The 19,051-nt window shown below is 75.4% G+C and carries 16 protein-coding genes; 4 read left to right on the plus strand and 12 right to left on the minus strand.

The window, feature by feature from the left end; translation table 11 throughout:
• Positions 1-97: 97 nt before the first annotated feature.
• The 7 genes from ACSNN7_RS01795 to ACSNN7_RS01825 form a co-directional block, all read right to left on the minus strand.
• The gene (locus tag ACSNN7_RS01795) at positions 98-607 is read right to left on the minus strand and encodes an STAS domain-containing protein (RefSeq protein WP_436678724.1); all 510 of its coding nucleotides are present in this window, start codon (positions 605-607) and stop codon (positions 98-100) included.
• Positions 608-692: 85 nt separating this feature from the next.
• Positions 693-1,310: a hypothetical protein gene (locus ACSNN7_RS01800; RefSeq protein WP_436678725.1), complete on the minus strand. Its 618-nt coding sequence runs from the start codon at positions 1,308-1,310 to the stop codon at positions 693-695.
• A gap of 317 nt (positions 1,311-1,627) precedes the next feature.
• Positions 1,628-2,086 (minus strand): Rieske (2Fe-2S) protein, encoded by a 459-nt coding sequence (locus ACSNN7_RS01805; protein ID WP_436678726.1) that lies wholly within the window; start codon positions 2,084-2,086, stop codon positions 1,628-1,630.
• A gap of 23 nt (positions 2,087-2,109) precedes the next feature.
• On the minus strand, positions 2,110-2,730 hold the full coding sequence (locus ACSNN7_RS01810) for a DUF6529 family protein (RefSeq protein WP_436678727.1): 621 nt from the start codon (positions 2,728-2,730) through the stop codon (positions 2,110-2,112).
• 17 nt (positions 2,731-2,747) lie between these two features.
• A complete protein-coding gene (locus ACSNN7_RS01815; RefSeq protein WP_436678728.1) occupies positions 2,748-3,473 on the minus strand; it encodes a hypothetical protein in 726 nt (241 codons plus the stop codon).
• A 99-nt stretch (positions 3,474-3,572) separates the two neighbouring features.
• The gene (locus ACSNN7_RS01820) at positions 3,573-5,204 is read right to left on the minus strand and encodes a copper resistance CopC/CopD family protein (RefSeq protein WP_436678729.1); all 1,632 of its coding nucleotides are present in this window, start codon (positions 5,202-5,204) and stop codon (positions 3,573-3,575) included.
• A 53-nt stretch (positions 5,205-5,257) separates the two neighbouring features.
• On the minus strand, positions 5,258-6,451 hold the full coding sequence (locus ACSNN7_RS01825) for a PucR family transcriptional regulator (protein WP_436678730.1): 1,194 nt from the start codon (positions 6,449-6,451) through the stop codon (positions 5,258-5,260).
• A 100-nt stretch (positions 6,452-6,551) separates the two neighbouring features.
• Between ACSNN7_RS01825 and ACSNN7_RS01830 the strand changes: the two genes are divergently transcribed.
• Positions 6,552-8,210 (plus strand): FAD-binding dehydrogenase, encoded by a 1,659-nt coding sequence (locus ACSNN7_RS01830; RefSeq protein WP_436678731.1) that lies wholly within the window; start codon positions 6,552-6,554, stop codon positions 8,208-8,210.
• 59 nt (positions 8,211-8,269) lie between these two features.
• On the opposite strand, the gene ACSNN7_RS01835 is transcribed toward ACSNN7_RS01830, so the two are convergent.
• Positions 8,270-9,664: a cellulase family glycosylhydrolase gene (locus tag ACSNN7_RS01835; protein ID WP_436678732.1), complete on the minus strand. Its 1,395-nt coding sequence runs from the start codon at positions 9,662-9,664 to the stop codon at positions 8,270-8,272.
• Between the two features lie 284 nt (positions 9,665-9,948).
• Complete coding sequence (locus ACSNN7_RS01840; RefSeq protein ID WP_436678733.1) at positions 9,949-11,271, minus strand: carbohydrate-binding protein; 1,323 nt, start codon at positions 11,269-11,271, stop codon at positions 9,949-9,951.
• A 254-nt stretch (positions 11,272-11,525) separates the two neighbouring features.
• On the opposite strand from ACSNN7_RS01840, the gene ACSNN7_RS01845 reads away from it, so the two are divergent.
• Positions 11,526-12,569, plus strand: coding sequence for a zinc-dependent alcohol dehydrogenase family protein (locus tag ACSNN7_RS01845; protein ID WP_436678734.1), 1,044 nt, complete (start codon positions 11,526-11,528; stop codon positions 12,567-12,569).
• A gap of 60 nt (positions 12,570-12,629) precedes the next feature.
• Positions 12,630-13,556 (plus strand): diacylglycerol kinase, encoded by a 927-nt coding sequence (locus ACSNN7_RS01850; protein ID WP_436678735.1) that lies wholly within the window; start codon positions 12,630-12,632, stop codon positions 13,554-13,556.
• Here the strand turns inward: ACSNN7_RS01850 and ACSNN7_RS01855 are convergent.
• From ACSNN7_RS01855 to ACSNN7_RS01865, 3 genes are all read right to left on the minus strand, one after another.
• Entirely contained in the window at positions 13,519-14,499 is a 981-nt protein-coding gene (locus tag ACSNN7_RS01855) for an EamA family transporter (RefSeq protein ID WP_436678736.1), read from the minus strand. The genes ACSNN7_RS01850 and ACSNN7_RS01855 overlap by 38 nt on opposite strands.
• 80 nt (positions 14,500-14,579) lie before the next feature.
• Positions 14,580-15,281 carry a TetR/AcrR family transcriptional regulator gene (locus ACSNN7_RS01860; RefSeq protein WP_436678737.1) on the minus strand — a complete coding sequence of 234 codons (702 nt, stop codon included), beginning with the start codon at positions 15,279-15,281 and terminating at the stop codon, positions 14,580-14,582.
• Positions 15,282-15,365: 84 nt separating this feature from the next.
• Positions 15,366-16,052, minus strand: coding sequence for an HAD family hydrolase (locus tag ACSNN7_RS01865; RefSeq protein WP_436678807.1), 687 nt, complete (start codon positions 16,050-16,052; stop codon positions 15,366-15,368).
• A gap of 164 nt (positions 16,053-16,216) precedes the next feature.
• Between ACSNN7_RS01865 and ACSNN7_RS01870 the strand changes: the two genes are divergently transcribed.
• On the plus strand, positions 16,217-19,018 hold the full coding sequence (locus ACSNN7_RS01870) for a DEAD/DEAH box helicase (RefSeq protein WP_436678738.1): 2,802 nt from the start codon (positions 16,217-16,219) through the stop codon (positions 19,016-19,018).
• The last annotated feature ends 33 nt before the right edge of the window (positions 19,019-19,051 follow it).

Raw genomic sequence — 19,051 nt, forward strand, 5'->3', positions numbered from 1 at the left:
GGCCGGCCACGAGGACCGACACCGGGCACTCTACCGAAAGCGTCGGTGTGGTGACAGAGCGCGTGCGGCGCGGCGTCCGGGATTCCGGCGGCGCTGGTCAGCTCAGCGTCCCCCGCACCCGGTGCGGGTGCGGCGCGCTCCCCTGTGGAGGGGGGACGGGCGGCGGCAGGACCAGGGCCGCCGGCCACCGGGTCGCACCGTCCGGGGCCGTCCCGTCCAGTGTGGCGGGTTGTCGAGGGCCGCCCTCCGCCAGGAACAGGTCTGCGGTCTCGGTGAGGTGGAGCAGCCGGGTGACGCAGCGGGGCGGCCGGCGCAGCGTCAGTTCGCCCCCGGCCGCCTGGAGCAGGCGGCGCGCCTGGACGAGGGCGCGTACCGCGTGCAGGTCGACGAAGCGGACCCCGGAGAAGTCCAGGACGACCTGCGGGGCCGGGTCGTGGCCGAGGTCGATCGTGAGGTCGACGAGCAGGTGGGCGTTGCTCATGTCGATCTCGCCGCGCACCGAGACGACCGTCACCGATCCCTCGTGCTCCACAGCCAGCGACATCATGGGCGGCGCCGGTGCGCAGACGTGGCCGTCCGGGCGGGCGTACGGCAGTTCGGTGGACATCGCGCCCCCTCGCGGGATGGACCGGACGTGACGACACCGCAGAGCGGTGCCGGTCCTGGGCGCGTGTCTCGACCCGGGCACGACGCTACCTCGCCCGGCCGCTTTCCACACGTCCGGGCGGGCAACGGCCGTCGCGGCGGAACCCGGCCGAGTCGGGCGACGGGGCCTCGGCGCGGCGGGTAGGGTGCGAGGTGCCACGCCGCCCCGGGGCGAGGTCGCCACCGCCGCCCCGGACGCACGGCCGCCGCGCGCGGTCCGGGACGGTGCGACGACCGACGTCCAGGCCCGGGACGCCGGCGGCGTGCGTCCGCCGCGCCCACTCCGGCCAGCGGCTCTCCACCGCCATGTCCGCCACGATCATCAGCGGGCCGGTGGTGGCCGCGTCCAGGCACGGGCCCCCGCCCTGCTCGTACTGGAACTCGTCGAGCCGCAGGGCCAGCTCGCCGGTGTAGGCGGCGGTGGTGGCCTCGGCGCCGTGCACCAGGGTCACCGAGACCTCGGCCGCGACCGGGATGCCGTCGTGAGCGACCTCGGCGATCCGGGTCAGGACGGCGTCCAGACTCGTCTCGTCGTAGCGGGTCGTGCCCAGCTGGATGAAGGCCTCGGTGAGGTCGAGGGGGACTGCGGCATGGCGTCTGACGTCCTTGCGAACCGGCGCAATCGTTCCGGCGGAGCCGGGCAGCGCATGACGGGAACGGCTCACTCCCGTCGGCCGCGGGTGCGGCTGTCGCGGGGGCGGACCGGGGATCATCGCCGCTGCTTGACGCTCGCTCGCGACGCCTGGCGGGCGTCGGCTGCGGGGCACCACTTCACCGTCCCGCCCGGTCGCGGCCACCCCGACACCGCCGGTGCGTCGCCCGCCGGGCGGCGTCCACGGTGCGCCCGGCCGGGCACCGCCGGCGGGCGGTGCGGGTGCCTGCACGCGGGAAACGCGCTGCCCGCCGACGCCGACATGACCGCCGACACGCGCGTCGGGAGGCGGTCACCCTCGCTGGGTGACCGCCTCGCCGGTCGGTCGGCTCAGGCCAGCCGGATGCTGTTCCCCTCGACCGAGACGGCCGCCTCGGGCAGTGGCCCGCCGGCCGGTCCACTGCGTACCGAGCCGTCGGCGATGTCGAAGACGCTGTTGTGGCAGGCGCAGACGATGCTCCCGTCGCGCACGGCGGTGACCGTGCAGCCCTGGTGGGTGCACTTGGCCGAGAACGCCTTGATGGTGCCCTCGGCGGGCTGGGTGAGCACCACCCCCTGGGCGGCGAAGATCTTCCCGCCGCCGACGGGAATGTCCGCGAGCGTGGCCAGCGGCTTCGCCGGCGCCCCCGACCCACCCGCCGCCGGACCGGCCGCCTCGGGGGCGGGCGCGGCCGGCGTCGCCTCGCCGTACGTCTGGCAGCCGGTCAGCAGGGCGCCGACGCCCACCCCGCCGGCGCCGGCCAGCACCGCCCGCCGCGACGGGCATCCGCGATCGCGGTCGTCGACCATGTCCGTGCCTTCCTCCTGGTACGTCACAATCCGACCCCGAACGTGGTGAAGTACCACAGCGACGAGGTCAGCCAGATCCCCATCAGCACGGTGAAGACCACCCCGCCGGCCACCGGCAGCACCCAGCCGGCCAGACCGGGCCGGGGCAGCGCGAGCATCTTCGTGGTGAAGGCGCCGAAGAAGAGGCAGCCGAGCAGCGAGTGCAGCAGGGTGCGCAGGTCGTGGTCGGCGAAGCCGAGCGCGTAGAGGCAGTGCACCGCCACCGGCACGGTCAGCAGGAACGCGATCCGGCCCGACCAGCGGTGCGCGGTGCCCGCCCAGGCCGGCGAGAACCCGCCGAGCCGCCCCCACATGGCCAGCGCGGAGAGCAGCTGGACGACGGCGAAGGCGGCCGCCCCGCTGCCCAGCCACACCTTCACCGCCTGCGGGCTGGAGAAGCCGGCCAGGTTGACGGCGATCCCGGTCGGCGTGTGGAGCCGGCCGTAGACGCCCGTCGCCACCGCGACGGCCGCGCCGACCAGCAGCGGAACGACCAGGGACGCCCGTGGCGCGCCGATCGGGGCCGGTCGGGCCGGCGCGGGAGCCGGGTCGAACTGCACGTGCACGACCGGCGTGGTGTCCTCGCCGGACTCCGCGCCGGTCATGCGCCGGTGACCGACCCTCACTCGGCCGTACCCGCTGCGGGCGCCACCGGCTCGGCGGTGACGGTGAGGCCGTCGACGATCGTGGTGCCGAACGCCGGGTCGAGTGGCGGGGCCGGCACCGGGGTGCCGTCGCGGGTGAGCACGCCGATCTGGGAACCGTCCGGCAGCATGATCCAGCCGCCGTCCACGCCGGTCTTGCGGAGCGCGGCGGTGGCCCGGTAGAGCACGGGCGCGGGCGTGGCACTGGCCTTGGCGGTGAACGTCCAGCGCCGCTTGCCGACGACCAGTTCGCCGGAGACGTCGCCGTCGGCGACCGTGCCGGTGAGGGTGGCGTCCTGCTTGCCGCTCAGTCGCAGCCGACCGTCCGCGGCGGTGCCGCGCAGCCAGATCTCCAGACGCTTGCCGTCGCAGACGTACGCCACCGCCGTGCCGTCCGTGGCGGTGATGGCGATGGTGGCGCCGCTGTCGAGGCGGCCGGTCCAGTTGGCGGTGACCGGCGCGGGCGGGGCGCTGGTGGGTGCGCCGGGGCGGCTGCGCTGCTCCGACGGCTGCGCGGGCGGCTGCCCGGGTGCCTCGGCCGGCGGTGCCGGGGACGCGTCGGGCGGGGCGGTGGCGCCGGCCGAGGGGGCGGCGCCGGCCGTCGGCTGGACCGTACGCGGCGCCGCCTGGGCGCTCATCGCGAACAGCACGGCGGCCGTGCCGGCCCCGGCCAGCAGGGTGAGCAACGGGGTGATGCGCTTCATGAGCAGCTCCCTTCACCCGTTCGTACGGTGCCGGGGCGCCGGTCGTTCAATCCGCGCGCCGATCGGTCGCCACAATTCCGGGTGTGCTCCACGGCCGGCTCAGCCGACGGGCACGGTCGCGGTGACGGTGGCCTGGTCGATGTCGCTGGTCCGGACGGTGAAGCGCAGCGTCCACTCGCCCCGGACCGGGAAGGTGATCTCCGCGCTGCCGTGGTGCGGTTCGGGCGTGTCGACCGGCACCCGGACCGGCTCCACGCCGGCCGCCGGCAGGGCCAGGCTGACCGTCCACTCGAGGACCGGCAGCGCCTGCCCCTGCGGGGTGTAGACGTAGGCGTGCAGGGAGTTCGGCACGCCGACCCGCACCGGGTAGACGTCGAACTGCAGGGTGTAGAGGCCGCTGGTCAGCGTCTGGGCCACCCCCTCCCGGCTGGCCCGGGCGGCCTCGGTGTCCGCCGTGCGGCCCGGCGGCGTCTGCACCAGCACGGCGCTGAGCGCCAGCACCAGCGCGGTCGCGGCCAGCTCGGCCCCGGCCGCCCGGGTGAGCCGGCCCGGCCGCCCCGCCGCGAGCCCCCGGCGCACCAGGCGGCGCTGCCCGGCGGCGACCGCCAGCACCGCGCCGAGCAGGGCGGCCTTGCCGCAGAGCAGCCGCCCGTACGTCGTGTCGAGCAGCGCGGCGGGCCGCCCGAGCTCGAACGCGGCCTGCGCGACGCCGCTGGCGACGAGCCAGCACACCGCGAGGGTGGCCAGCCGGGACCAGGCGGGCAGGACGCGGGCGCGCACCCGCTCGGGCAGGCCGGGCAGCAGGAACGCCACCAGCGTGAGCAGCCCGCCCAGCCAGACCGCCATCCCGGCCAGGTGCACGACGCCGATGGCGACGCTCACCGGCGGCAGCGGGGCGGCCACCGGGTGCCCGGCCAGCGGCCAGGTGCTCAGCGCGGCGACACCGACCACCGCCAGCGCGGCTCGTCGCCGGCGGCCGGACCGGCCGGCCACGACGGCGGGCAGCAGCGCCGCGGCCACGCCGACCAGGGCCAGCCGGGCCGCCAGCACCGCGCCGACGTCGCCGGTGCCCACCGCCCGCAGGTCGGCCGGGGACAGCTCGCCGACCGGCGCCCCCACCATGTCCGCGGCCTGTCCCACCCATTGTCCGACGGTGGCCACGACCACCAGGCCGAGCCCGGCGCAGGCGGCGACCACCACCGGGCGGCGTGACCGTCGGCGCGGCCACATCCCGACCGCCAGCGACACCGGGCCGACGGCCAGGACCAGTCCCAGGTAGCCGACGTACCGGGCGGCCGGCGCCAGCGCGCCGCTCTGCCGGGTGTCCCCGTCGGGCGGCGGGGGCGTCGCCGAGGGGGCGCCGGCGGAGTAGGTGAAGCTCCCGGCCACCGGGTGGCTGTCGGCCGAGATCACCCGGTAGCTCACCAGATAGGTGCCGAGCGGTCGTTCGGGCACCCGCACCGGGATGCGCAGGGTGCCGCCGCGCACCACGGGCTCACCCGTGTGGACCTTGCGTCCGTCGGGGCCGAGGACCTGCACCCGCCCGGCGACGGGGGACACCGGCTCGCTGAAGGTCACCACCACCTCCCGCGGCGGGTAGCCGACCACCGCGTCGCGGACCGGGCTGGTGGCGACCAGCACGGCGTGGGCGGCGGCGGGGCTGGGCGGTGCCAGCGGTACGGACAGCAGGGCGAGCAGCAGCCCCAGCAGCGCGGCGGTTCGGGTACGCACGACCAGTGGTTCGGATCGGACGGCCGTACGGTTCAACGCGGACGGATCTTGGATCACCCGGCGGGCCGGCTCAGCCGGTGGCGCAGGGCGAGTTGCAGGGTGAGCCGGGCGTCGGGGTCGTCCAGCGCCGGGCCGAACAGTTCCCGGAGCCGGCGCATCCGGTAGCGGACGGTCTGCGGGTGGGTGTGCAGCTCCTCGGCGACGGCGACCACCTGCCCCTGCCGGCGCAGCCAGCTGTGCAGCGTCTCGGCCAGCGCGTGCCGGGCGGCCGGCCGGACGGCGTCCAGCGCGGCGAGCGCGGTGCCGGCCAGCCGGTCGGCGAGGCCGGGTTCCCATGCCGTGAGCAGGGTGAGCAGCTGCTCGTCGCAGCTCACCAGCCCGTCGGGCAGCACGCCCTCGTGCTGCAGGGCCAGCGCGCGCCGGGAGAGCCGGTAGGAGAGGCGGGCCCGCCGCGACTCGACGGCCGGGCCGAGCGCCGCCCGCCGGCCGGCCAGCGCGTGGCGGGCGCGGACCAGCCGCCCGGGTGTACCCGGGTCGGGCAGCACGATGCGTACCGCGTCGTCGATGACGGTGGCGATGGCGCCGCCGCCGGTGGCCCGGGCCAGGTGCTCGGCGTCGGTGCCCTCGGCGCTGATCACGGCGAGGCTGCGGGGCAGCGGCCAGCGGGCGGCGTCGGCGGCGGCGTGCAGGGCGTTCTCGGCCGGGGGCTCGGGCTGGACGAGCAGCGTGATCAGCCGCCGTCGGGTGGTCGCCCAGTCCTGGGCGGCGTCGCGCTGCTCGTCGAGGAACCCTTCCGCGGCCGCGCCGGCGAGGGCGTCGGCGAAGCCGAAGAGCGCCCCGGCGACGACGTACAGGTCGGCCGGCGCCGGACCGGCCGGGCCGGCGTTCTCGACGACGAAGGCCCAGATGTCGCGGGCGCCGAGGGTGAGCACGGTGCGCAGCGCGTCGACCCGGTGGCCCTCCCGGTACTCGGTGCGGCCGAGGGTGTGGAACACGGCCCGGGTGGCGGCGAGGTCCCGGGCGGGGTCGGCGACCGCCTCGACGAACGCGTCGACGGCGGTCTCCACGCCGAGGGTGAGGCCCTGCCCCTGCCCGCCGGTGAGCGACCGGCCCTGCGCCCGCATGGCGGCGCGGACGGTGCCGAGGATCCGCCGGCGCAGGGGTGCCCGCAGCGCGCGCAGGTGCTCGCCGACCGCCGGCGGGAGGGCGGCGAGGCCCGGCTCGATGTCGATCAGCGCGTCGGACACGCCACCGCCCCTCTTCTTGTCATCCGGGTGACAAAAACTACTCCGGATCTTGCGCGTGCGCCGCCACCGTCTTGGCACCCTCGTACGTAGCGTCGGGGGCATGGATACGGATGTCATCGTGATCGGCGCCGGGCTGGCCGGTCTGGTCGCCGCCGCCGAGGCCGCCGACGCGGGTAGGCGGGTGCTGCTGCTCGACCAGGAGCCCGCGCAGAACCTCGGCGGGCAGGCGTTCTGGTCGTTCGGCGGCCTCTTCCTCGTCGACTCCCCGGAGCAGCGGCGGATGGGCATCCGCGACTCGGTCGAGCTGGCCTGGCAGGACTGGACCGGCAGCGCGGCCTTCGACCGGCCGGAGGACCACTGGCCGCGCCGGTGGGCCGAGGCGTACGTGCACTTCGCCGCCGGTGAGAAGCGGGCCTGGCTGCGGGGGATGGGTCACCGGGTCTTCCCGGTGGCCAGCTGGGCCGAGCGGGGCGGGGGAGCGGCCCACGGCCACGGCAACTCCGTACCCCGGTTCCACGTCACCTGGGGCACCGGTCCCGGGCTGGTCGAGCCGTTCGCCCGGCGGGTCCAGAAGGCCGTCGACGACGGCCGGGTGCGGCTGCTGTTCCGGCACCGGGTCGACGAACTCGTCACCGCCGGTGGCGTGGTCACCGGGGTACGCGGCACGGTCCTCGAACCCGACGACGCGCCGCGGGGGCAGAGCACCTCCCGGGTAACCGTCGGCGACTTCTCCTACGGCGCACAGGCGGTGATCATCACCTCGGGCGGCATCGGGGGCAACCACGACCTGGTCCGGCGGGCCTGGCCGGCGCGGCTCGGCGCGCCCCCGGCCCGGATGGTCGCCGGGGTGCCCGCTCACGTGGACGGCCGGATGCTGGCCATCACCGAGGCCGCCGGCGGGCAGGTGATCAACCCGGACCGGATGTGGCACTACACCGAGGGCCTGCGCAACTGGGACCCGGTCTGGCCGGGGCACGGCATCCGGATCCTGCCCGGCCCGTCGTCGCTCTGGCTCGACGCGACCGGCCGGCGCCTGCCCGCGCCGCTCTTCCCCGGCTTCGACACCCTGGCCACCCTGAAGTACCTGCGTGGCACCGGCCACGACTACAGCTGGTTCCTGCTCACCCAGAAGATCATCGAGAAGGAGTTCGCGCTGTCGGGCTCCGAGCAGAACCCGGACCTGACCAACCGCAGCGTCCGGCAGGTCCTGCAACGGGTCCGTCCGGGCGCGCCCGGCCCGGTCGAGGCGTTCAAGCGCCACGGCGCCGACTTCGTGGTCGCCGACAGCCTGGAGCAGCTGGTCGACGGGATGAACCGGCTGGCGGCCGAGACCGGCGGCCCGCAGCTCGATGTCGCGCCGCTGCGCCGCCTGGTCGAGGCGCGCGATCGCGACGTCGCCCACCCGTTCGGCAAGGACGCCCAGCTGCACGCCGTCCGGGGTGCCCGCCGGTACCGGGGCGACCGGCTGATCCGGGTCGCCACGCCGCACCGCCTGCTGGATCCGGCGGCGGGCCCGCTGATCGCCGTCCAGCTGCACGTGCTGACCCGCAAGACCCTCGGCGGGCTGCACACCGACCTCTCCGGCCGGGTGCTGCGCCCGGACGGCGAGCCGCTGGGCGGGGTGTACGCCGCCGGCGAGGTCGCCGGGTTCGGCGGCGGCGGCATGCACGGCTACAACGCCCTGGAGGGCACCTTCCTCGGTGGCTGCCTCTTCTCCGGGCGGACGGCCGGGCGGGCCGCCGCGGCCGCCGTCGCCTGACCCGCCGACGACGGCGCCCCGTGCCGATGCCGGGACGGGGCGCCGTGCGGTGCGGGCGGTCAGCCGGTGGGGAAGGTGTCCGGGGTACGGATGCGCTCGCGCATGAGGACGCCGGACTCGGTCAGCACGCCGGTGCCCGCGTACGTGCTGCCGGCGCAGGTGCCGGGCCGGAAGGCGGCGCTGCCCTCGTCGGCGTCGGAGTACGTCCAGTTGGCGTAGCTGATCTTCAGCCGGTCGAGCAGGTTCAGCCAGGCCGTGCTGCTGGCCGCGTCGACGGCACCGCCACCGGTGTAGGTGACCGTGCCGAACTCGGTGACGAACAGCGGCAGCCGGGCGGCGGCCCGCTCGACCTCGGCGCGGTAGCTGTCCTTGTGCGAGGCGGCGTAGAAGTGGAACGCGTACATGATGTTGCCGGCGTTGACCGGATTGTCGACCACCTCGGTGGAGTTGCCGCCCTCGGAGACGCCCAGTGAGGACCAGGCCCGGGTGCCGACGACGACGATCGCGTCCGGGTCGTTGACGCGGATGACCGGGATGACCTGCTCGGCGTAGTTCTTGATGGTCTGCCAGCTCACGCCGTTGGGCTCGTTGGTGATCTCGTAGATCACGTTGTTCCGGTTCGCGTTGCGCGCCGAGACGGCGGCGAAGAAGGTCTTCGCCCGCTCCAGGTTGTACATCGGGTCGCCCGGCGTCAGCGTGTGGAAGTCGATCAGCGCGTACATGCCCCGCTCGCCGGCCTCGTCGACGAGGGTGTTGACCCGGTCGGTGAAGGCGGCGGGGTTGGTCTCGTAGCCGCCCTCCTGCACGTACATCGAGATCCGCAGCAGGTCGGCGCGCCAGTCGGTGGCGAGCGCGTCCAGCGACGCGTCGTTGTAGCACCGGGCGAACCACTGCAGGCCGTGCGTGCTCATGCCCCGCAGCTGTATCGGTCTGCCGTACTGGTTGCAGAGGTTGACCCCGCAGACCCGGAGCTGACCGTTGACCGCCACCGGTGTCTGGCCGGTCGGCGGCGGCGTGGTGGGGGTCGTGCTGCCGGTGCAGGCCGTGCCGTTGAGGGTGAACGACGTGGGCGCCGGGTTGCTGCCGGTCCAGGTGCCGTTGAAGCCGATGGTGGTGGACGCGCCGGTGGCCAGGGCGCCGTTCCAGCTCAGGCTCTGGGCGGTGACGGCCTGGCCGCTCTGCTGGTAGGTCGCCGACCAGCCCTGGCCCACTCGCTGGCCCGCGTCGGGGAAGCTGAAGCCGAGGGTCCAGCCGTTGACCGCGTCGCCGAGGTTCTTGACCGTGATGTTGGCGGTGAAGCCGCCGGGCCAGGAGTTGGTCGTGTAGGTGACGGCGCAGCCGGGCGCCGCCATCGCGGTGGCGACCGGCAGGAGCGCCGACGCGCCGATGGTGAGTGCGGCCGCGGCACCGGCGGCGAGCAGGTGCCGCCGTGTCGGGCGGGGGATCTTCTGCATGGGACCGTCTCCATCTGTACGGGGGGTCGGGTGCGAGGTGGTGGTGCCCCGGTCCGGCGCCTGGACCGGGTGGCGGTGGTGCCCACACACCGCACTCGCCGGTCTGGGCGGTCCCCGTTGTCGCCTCGATGCCCGGACGAGGCTCGGGAGCGCTCCCATGGCAGCCTAGAGCGGTCCCGGACCTCCCCGCAACATGTCCATGTGTCGAAGTCTTCGCGGCGCGATCGCCCGTGCTGACCGGCCCCGCGCCCCGGTGACCGAGGCGCGGGGCCGGTCGGCAGAGGTCAGCGGCCCTGCAGGGACCGGACGTTGTCCCCGAAGGTCCAGCCCTTCGCGCCGTCCCAGTTCAACGACCAGGTCATCAGGCCCTTCAGCCCGCCCCGGTAGGTGTTCCACGCCTGCGCCACCGAGGCCGGCGGCAGGTGACCGCCACCGGCGCCGGGCTGCGCCGGCAGGCCGGGGACCTGCTTGTCGTACGGGACGCGGATGGTGGTGCCCTGTACGACGAGTCCGGTGTGGAGGCAGTCCGTCTGCGCGGTGAAGCCCTGCACCGTGCCGGCCGGGTAGGAGTCGCCGGAGCAGCCGTACATGCTGCCGTTGTAGTACTGCATGTTGAGCCACCAGAGCCGGCCGTTGTCGGCGTACCGCTTGATGATCGGCAGGTACGCGCCCCAGATGGAGCCGTAGGTGACGCTGCCTCCGGTGACGTACGCGGTCTCCGGGGCCATGGTGAGGCCGAAGCTCGCCGGCATCTGGGCGAGCACCCCGTCGATGATCCGGATCAGGTTCGCCTGGGAGGTGGAGAGCCGGTTGATGTCACCGCTGCCGGTCAGCCCGGTCTCGATGTCGATGTCGATGCCGTCGAAGTTGTACTTCTTCAGGATCGGCACCACGGTGACGACGAACCGGTCGGCGACCGCCGCCGAGCTGAGGTCGATGCCGGCGGTGGCGCCGCCGATCGACAGCAGGACGGTCAGGCCGGCCGCCTTCGCCTGGCACATCTCGGCGGGGGTGGGCACCTTGACGGTGACGTCCATGCCGTCCTCCCAGAGCACCGTGCCGTCGGAGCGGATCACCGGGAAGGCGGCGTTGACGACGTTGTAGCCGTGCGCGGGGATCCTCGCATCGGTGATCGGGATCCAGCCCAGCGGCGGGTGGACGCCGTTCGCGGCACCGTCCCAGTTCTCCCAGTAGCCCTGGAGCACCTTGCCCGCCGGGCGGGGCTTGACCGCGCAGGTGGGCGTGCCGGGCGGGGGAGTGACGGTCGGCGACGGCGTGGGCGTGGGCGGCGACGTGGGTGAGGGGGGCGGGGAGGGCGTGCCGTCGCAGGCGCCCAGGTCCGTCCAGAGCGAGGGCGTGGCGGCCGGGTTCCAGCCGGCGCCCGCCGGTGGCGTGTGGGTCACCAGCGCCTGGTAGCGCCGGCCCGCGTAGCTGACCTGGCTGCCCGCCGGGTAGGTGGTGCCCTCGGTCCAGGCCGGCGCGGTGCAGGCGGCCGCGGCGACGTCGGTGGCCGCCTCCGCGAACCCCTGGGTGGTCGGCAGGGCGGCGGCGGTCGCGGCCAGCGCCACGCCGACGGCCAGGGCGGTGAGTCGGGGTCGAAGTCGCATGACATACCTCCTCGTCGATGCGCCGGAGGCTATCAGTTAACTTTGTTAAATGTAAATGCATCGCTGCAATTGGCGGGACGCACCGCGCCGCGCCGGCCCGGCCAGGCGGTGCGGGGGTGAGCCCTGCCACCCCGCCCGCGCCGGGTGCGGTGGGCGCCCGTCGCCGGTCTACCGTCGTCCCGGCCCGTCGACCGCCCGCCCGGGCGGGCGGCGGCGTGCCGCCGAGCACAGTCGATCCCGCGAAGGACGGTCACATGCGCGCCACCGTGATCCACGGCCCGAACGACATCCGCGTCGAGGAGGTTCCCGACGCCGCCGTGCGCCACCCGACCGACGCCGTCGTCCGGGTGGTCACCGCCTGCATCTGCGGCAGCGACCTGTGGGCGTACCGGGGCGTCGCCAGGCGGGAGCCCGGCCAGCGCATCGGCCACGAGTTCCTGGGCGTGGTCGAGGCCACCGGCGCCGAGGTGACCTCGGTGCGGACCGGCGACCTGGTGGTCGCCCCGTTCGTCTGGTCCGACGGCGTCTGCGACTTCTGCCGCGAGGGCCTGCACACCTCCTGCCCGCACGGCGGATTCTGGGGCGAGCCCGGCTCCGACGGCGGGCAGGGCGAGGCCGTGCGCGTCCCGTACGCCGACGGCACCCTGGTGCGGCTCCCCGCCGAGGCCGCCGGCGACGACCGGCTGCTCGCCGCGCTGCTGGCGCTCTCGGACGTGATGTCCACCGGCCACCACGCGGCGCTCGCCGCCCGGGTCCGCCCCGGCGCCACCGTCGCCGTGGTCGGCGACGGCGCGGTGGGCCTCTGCGGCGTGCTGGCCGCCCGGCGGCTCGGCGCCGAGCAGATCATCGCGCTGGGCCGGCACCCCGCGCGCACCGACATCGCCCGGGCCTTCGGCGCCACCGACGTGGTTGCCGAGCGCGGCGAGGCCGCGGTGGCCGCGGTCCGGGAGCTGACCAAGGGCCAGGGCGCGCACGCCGTGCTGGAGGCCGTCGGCACCGAGGAGTCCATGCGTACGGCGATCTCGATCGCCCGCGACGGCGGCGCGGTCGGCTACGTCGGGGTGCCGCACGGCGGCAGCGCCGGGGTGGAGATCCGCCAGATGTTCAACCGCAACGTCGCCCTGGGCGGCGGGGTCGCCCCGGCCCGCGCGTACCTCCCGGAGCTGCTCGCCGACGTGCTCGACGGCACCATCGACCCGTCCCCGGTCTTCGACCGGACCGTCACCCTCGACGGGGTGCCCGACGGGTACCGGGCGATGGACGAGCGCACCGCGCTCAAGGTCCGCATCGCCTTCTGACCCGCCACTACCGACGGTGACGACGCCGCCTCTGGTGGGCGGCGTCCGCCGTACCGTACGGTGCTCGCCGTGACCGTAGACGATCACTGTCCGACCGGCCCCGTGGCCGTCCTCGCTAACCCCACCGCGGGCCGGGGGCGGCACGGTGACCTGCTGGCCGCAGTGCTGGAGCGACTGGCTGCCGGCGGCCGCCCGGTCGAGCTGCTGACGGCGCACGACCCGGGCGAGGCGGAGGCGGCCTGTCGCGCCGCCGTCGCCGGTGGCGCGGGCGCGTTGGTCACGGTCGGCGGCGACGGCACCGTCCACCGCGCGGTGCAGGCCGTCGCCGGTACGGCGGTGCCGTTCGGGCCGGTCCCGGCCGGCACCGGCAACGACTTCGCGGTCGACACCGGTTTCCCGGCCGACCCGCTGGCCGCCGCCGACGTGATCGCCGCCGCGTTGCGCGAGGGCCGCAGCCGCCCGGTCGACCTGGCCCGGATGACCGGGGCGGACGGCGGCGACCGCTGGTACGGGGCGGTGCTCGCGGCGGGCTTCGACGCGATCGTCAACGAGCGGGCCAACCGGATGCGCTGGCCGCGCGGCCCCCGCCGGTACGACCTGGCGATCCTGGTGGAGCTGGCCCGGCTGCGCCCGCGCCGCTACACGCTGCGCCTCGACGGCGAGGCGCACGAGCTGGACGCGGTGCTGGTGGCGGTCGGCAACTGCCGCAGCTACGGCGGCGGGATGCGGATCTGCCCCGACGCCGACCCCACCGACGGGCTGCTGGACGTGGTGGTCGGCGGTCGGTTCGACCGGCGCACCCTGATGCGGGTCAAGCCCCGCATCTACCAGGGCACCCACGTGACGCACCGGCTGGTGCGCAGCTATCGGGCGCGGACGGTGGAGCTGGCCGCCGAGGGGATCACCACGTACGCCGACGGGGAGCGCTCGCTGGACCTGCCGGTGCGGATCACCGCCGTGCCGGGGGCGGTGCGGCTGCTGCGCTGAGCCGTACGTCCGTGTCGTTCGGCGCGGCCTCGGGGCGCCCCGATCCGGCTGCGGCGCGCGCCGTGCCGGCCCGTACGGCGCCGATGCTGGCGGCGATCACCAGGGCGATGGCGAGCACCTCCGTCAGGTGCAGGTCCTGCCCGAGGACCAGCCAGCCGGCCAGCGCGGCGAGCGCCGGGCCGAGGCTCATCAGCACCGCGAAGGTCGAGGTGGCCAGCCGGCGCAGCGCCAGCAGTTCGAGGGTGTAGGGCAGCACCGAGGCGAGCAGCGCCAGCCCGGCGCCGAGCGCCAGCACGGCCGGGTTCCACAGCCGCGCCCCGGCGTCGGCCAGCCCGAACGGCAGCGTCAGCAGGGCCGCCACCGTCATGGCCAGGGCCAGCCCGTCGGCCCGGGGGAACCGGCCGCCGACCCGGGCCGAGCAGACGATGTACGCCGCCCAGAGCGCCCCCGCGCCCAGCGCCAGGCCGGCGCCGGCCGGGTTCAGCCGGTCGAACCCGCCCTGGCCGAGCAGCGCCACCCCGGCCAGCGCCAGACCGGCCCAGCACCACGCGGTCCAGCGGTGGGCGGTCAGCACCGACAGCACGAGCGGCCCGAGCACCTCCAGGGTCACCGCCGGCCCCAGCGGGATCCGCTCGATGGCCTGGTAGAAGACCGAGTTCATGCCGGCCAGGGCCAGCCCGAACAGGACCACCGACGCCCAGTCGCCCCGGCTGTGACCCCGCAGCCGGGGCCGGCACACCAGCAGCATCAGCAGCGCGCCGATGGTCAGCCGCAGCGTGACCGTGCCCGCCACCCCGGCCCGCGGGAAGAGCAGCGCGGCGACCGCCGAGCCGAAGTGCACCGACAGCGCGCCGCCGAGCACCAGCCCGACCGCCCCCACCTGGCCGGTTCCCCAGCGTCGCAGAATGCGGGCGGGCGTCGACGCTCGGGCCTGGGAGTCCATTCCCGCGACGCTAGTGCGCCCACCGGGCCGGCCCGCAGCCGGTGGCCCGCCACGTGCAGGCCGGCACACCAGCGCAGGGGTCACGCCGGCCGGTCGGCGCCGGCGAGCCGGTCCAGCCACTCGGCGAGCAGCGCCCGCTCGGCCGGGGTGAGATCGCCGGTCAGCTGCGGCAGCGCCGCCCGCAGCGCGACGGCGTGGCGTACCGGCCGGTCGGGTGGGCGGACGGCGCGGGCGGCGGGGCTGTCGGCGCAGACCGCCGTGACGACCGCTTCCCGGGTGGCGACCGACAGGCCCGGGTCGCCGCCCTGGATCAGGGTGAGGGTGACGCCGCAGCTGGCCGCGTGGATCATCTCGGCCGCCCGGTCCACGTCGACGCGCAGCCGTCCCGCCTCGGCCACCCGCACGACGAGCTGGCGGAAGATGTCGGCGGCCACCCGGGCGGCGGTGGGGCGCGCCCCGGGGCGCGGGTCGCCGTACATCAGGGTGTGGAAGGCCGGGTTGGCCACCCCGAACCCGACGTGCATGTCCCAGCCCCGGCGCAGGTCGTCCACCGGGTCGTCGGCGGGCTCGTGGGCGGCCTGCGCGTGCAGGTGCGCGGCGAAGCCGTAGCTGGCGGCGGCGTCGAGCAGGCCGCGCATGTCGCCGAACTGGCGGTAGATGGTGGGGGCCTGCACCCCGGCGGCGCGGCTCACCGCACGGGTGGAGACCGCCTCCCGACCGCCCTCGGCGAGCAGCGCGGCGGCGGCCCGCACGATCCGGTCCCGGGCCGACGTCTCGGTCACGATAGCGACGATAACCTCCCGGTGTTAGCGACCGACGCTAACGCGAGTATCAAGATCCTGTTAGCGCTGAGATGTCGTCGCAGGTCAGTCGCGCAGTGCCAGGTCGAGCACCGCGCCAATACCGTTGTCACGGCCCGGGTCGGCGCAGGGCAGCACCAGCACCGCACAGCCCGCGTTCACCGCGCCGGCGTCGGCGGGGGTGTCGCCCACCATCAGGGTGCGCTCCGGGTCCACGCCGAGCATCCCGCACGCGCGCAGGAAGATCCCCGGGTCCGGCTTGCAGCGTCCCACCTCGTACGACAGGGCGTAGGCGTCGACCAGAGCGTCCAGGCCCCAGGCGGCGAAGATCGGCCGGATGTCGAAGCCGATGTTGCTCACCACCGCCACCTTCACCCCCGCCTTGCGCAGCGCGCCCAGGGTGTCCGCCACCGCCGGGTAGAGCACCCAGCCCTCCGGGACCAGCAGCCGCTCGTAGAGCGCCTCGGCGAACCCCTCGATGCCCGCGTCCACCGTCTCGGCCAACCCCGTGTACGCACCCCGGTGCGCGTACGGGTAGAGGTCGCGGTCGGCCCAGATCTCGGCCAGCCGGGGCGGCACCCGCGCGGGCAGCGGCCCGCCCGCCCGGCCCGCGGTGACCAGTCGGTCGGCCAGCGCGGTGGCCCGGATCCGCTCCAGCGTCACCCCGCAGGCGGCGGCCGCGTGCCGGACCCACTCGTGGGCCTCCTCCACCTGGGCCAGGGTGCCGTGGAAGTCGAACAGGACCGCCTCCACGTGACGGCGGGACGGACCCGGGCGGACGGCGTCGTCGGCGCCGCTCGGGACATGGGGTGGTTGGGCATGATCCGGCACGTCGTGCACCCTACCGACCCACTCCGACCGGCCTGGCGGACGGCCTTGTCAGGTAGCCGTGCGCGGTACGCACTAATCTTGGAGACATGTCGAGCCCCGCCGAGCGGTACGCCGCGGCGCGCCGCCGGGCCGCGCAGGCCTCTCAGTTCCCGGCGCTGGACGAGTTCGCCCTCGATCTGGGGTTCGATCTCGACGACTTCCAGCGCGAGGCGTGTCAGGCGCTAGAACGGGGAAGCGGCGTACTCGTCTGCGCTCCCACCGGCGCCGGCAAGACCGTGGTCGGCGAGTTCGCCGTACACCTGGCCCTGCGCGGGACGCCCGCGCGGCCGGCGGCGGCCGACGGTGACCCGCAGGCGCCGGCCCGGCGCAAGTGCTTCTACACCACGCCGATCAAGGCACTGTCCAACCAGAAGTACCACGACCTGGTGGACCGCTACGGCGCCGAGCAGGTCGGCCTGCTCACCGGCGACAACGCGATCAACGGCGACGCGCCAGTGGTGGTGATGACCACCGAGGTGCTGCGCAACATGCTCTACGCCGGCTCGGCCACCCTGGAGGGCCTGGCCTACGTGGTGATGGACGAGGTGCACTACCTCGCCGACCGGTTCCGCGGCGGGGTCTGGGAAGAGGTGATCATCCACCTGCCCGCCTCGGTCACCCTGGTCTCGCTGTCGGCCACCGTCTCCAACGCCGAGGAGTTCGCCGACTGGCTGGTCACCGTGCGCGGCGAGACCGCGGTGGTGGTCAGCGAGCACCGGCCGGTGCCGCTCTGGCAGCACATGCTGGTCGGCAAGCGGATGTTCGACCTCTTCCACGACGCCGACGCCGCCCGCAAGCACGACGTGCACCCGGAACTGCTGCGCTACACCCGCGACACGGTGCGCCGGCTGGAGCTGGGCGAGGGACGCAGCGCCGGCCCCGGCGCCGGCCGCCGCGGCCCCCGCTGGCGCGGCCCGATGCGCCCGGACATCGTCGACCGGCTCGACCGGGAGGGGCTGCTCCCGGCGATCCTGTTCATCTTCAGCCGGGCCGGCTGCGCCGCCGCCGTGCAGCAGTGCCTCGCCGCCGGGCTGCGCCTCACCTCGCCCGAGGAGCGCGCCGAGATCCGCCGGGTGGTCGAGAGCCGGGTCACCGCCATCCCCGGCGAGGACCTGACCGTGCTGGGCTACTGGGAGTGGCTCGACGGGCTGGAGCGCGGCCTGGCCGCGCACCACGCCGGCATGCTGCCGGTGTTCAAGGAGGTCGTCGAGGAGCTCTTCGTCCGCGGCCTGGTCAAGGCGGTCTTCGCCACCGAGACCCTCGCGCTGGGCATCAACATGCCGGCCCGCTGCGTGGTGCTGGAACGGCTGGTCAAGTTCAACGGCGAGGCGCACGTCGACCTGACGCCGGGGGAGTACACCCAGCTCACCGGCCGGGCCGGCCGGCGCGGCATCGACGTCGAGGGGCACGCCGTCGTGGTCTGGTCCCCGGAGACCGACCCGCGGCACGTCGCCGGCCTCGCCTCCACCCGCACCTACCCGCTGCGCTCCAGCTTCCGGCCGTCGTACAACATGGCGGTCAACCTGGTCGGCACCGTCGGCGCCGAGCCCGCCCGGGCGCTGCTGGAGTCGTCGTTCGCGCAGTTCCAGGCGGACCGGTCGGTGGTCGGCCTGGCCCGGCAGGTGCAGCGCAACACCGAGACCATCGAGGCGTACGGCGTGGAGGCGGCCTGCCACCACGGCGACTTCGACGAGTACTTCGGGCTGCGGGTGGCGATCGCCGACCGCGAGCGGGCCATCGCCCGGCAGGGGCAGACCCAGCGCAAGGCGGCGGCGGTGGAGTCACTGGAGCGGCTGCGGGTCGGCGACGTGATCCGGGTGCCGTCGGGGCGGCGGGCCGGGCTCGCGGTCGTCCTCGACCCGGCCACCGGCGGCTTCGGCGAGCCGCGCCCGCTGGTGCTCACCCAGGACCGCTGGGCCGGGCGGGTCAGCCCCGGCGACTTCACCACCCCCGCGGAGGTGCTCGCCCGCATCCGGGTGCCCAAGCACTTCAACCACCGCTCCCCGGCCGCCCGGCGCGACCTCGCCGCCGAGGTCAGCGGCACCGGCCTGGACCGGCACGGCGGTCGCCGCGGCGGCCGGTCCCGGCAGGCCGTCGGCGAGGACCACACGCTCAGCCAGCTCCGCACCGAGCTGCGCCGGCACCCGTGCCACGCCTGCCCGGACCGGGAGGAGCACGCCCGCTGGGCCGAGCGGCGCCGCCGGCTGGAGAAGGACACCGAGGAGCTGCGTCAGCGGGTCGCCGGCCGCACCGGCTCGCTGGCCCGGACGTTCGACCGGATCGTCGCGCTGCTCACCGAGCGGGGTTACCTCGCCGCCGACGGTGGGGTCACCGACGCCGGCCGGATGCTCGGCCGGATCTGGACCGAGGCGGACCTGCTGGTCGCCGAGTGCCTGCGCCGGGGTGTCTGGGACGGGCTCTCCCCGGCCGAGCTGGCCGCCGCCGTCTCGGTGGTGGTCTTCGAGGCGCGCCGCGACGTCGACGAGCGGGCCTCGCTGCCGCGCGGTCCGGTCGCCGACGCGGTCGACGAGACGCTCAAGCTGTGGGGGGAGATCGAGGCCGACGAGGCCGGCCGGGGTCTCACCGTCACCCGCGAGCCGGACCTCGGCTTCGCCTGGCCGATCTACCGCTGGGCCCGGGGCGAGGCCCTGGCCAAGGTGCTGGCCAGCGGCCACGAGATGGACGGGGAGATGCCGGCGGGCGACTTCGTGCGCTGGTCCCGGCAGGTCGTCGACCTGCTCGGGCAGCTCGCCGACTCCGGTGGCGCCTCCGCCGAGCTGCGCTCCACCGCCCGGCAGGCGATCGCCGCCGTCAACCGGGGCGTGCTGGCGTACCACTTCTCCACCTGAGCCCCCGCGTCCGCCGTCCCGGCCCGCGCCGCC

This window comes from Micromonospora sp. URMC 105, from assembly GCF_051386295.1.
Taxonomy (GTDB): Bacteria; Actinomycetota; Actinomycetes; order Mycobacteriales; family Micromonosporaceae; genus Micromonospora.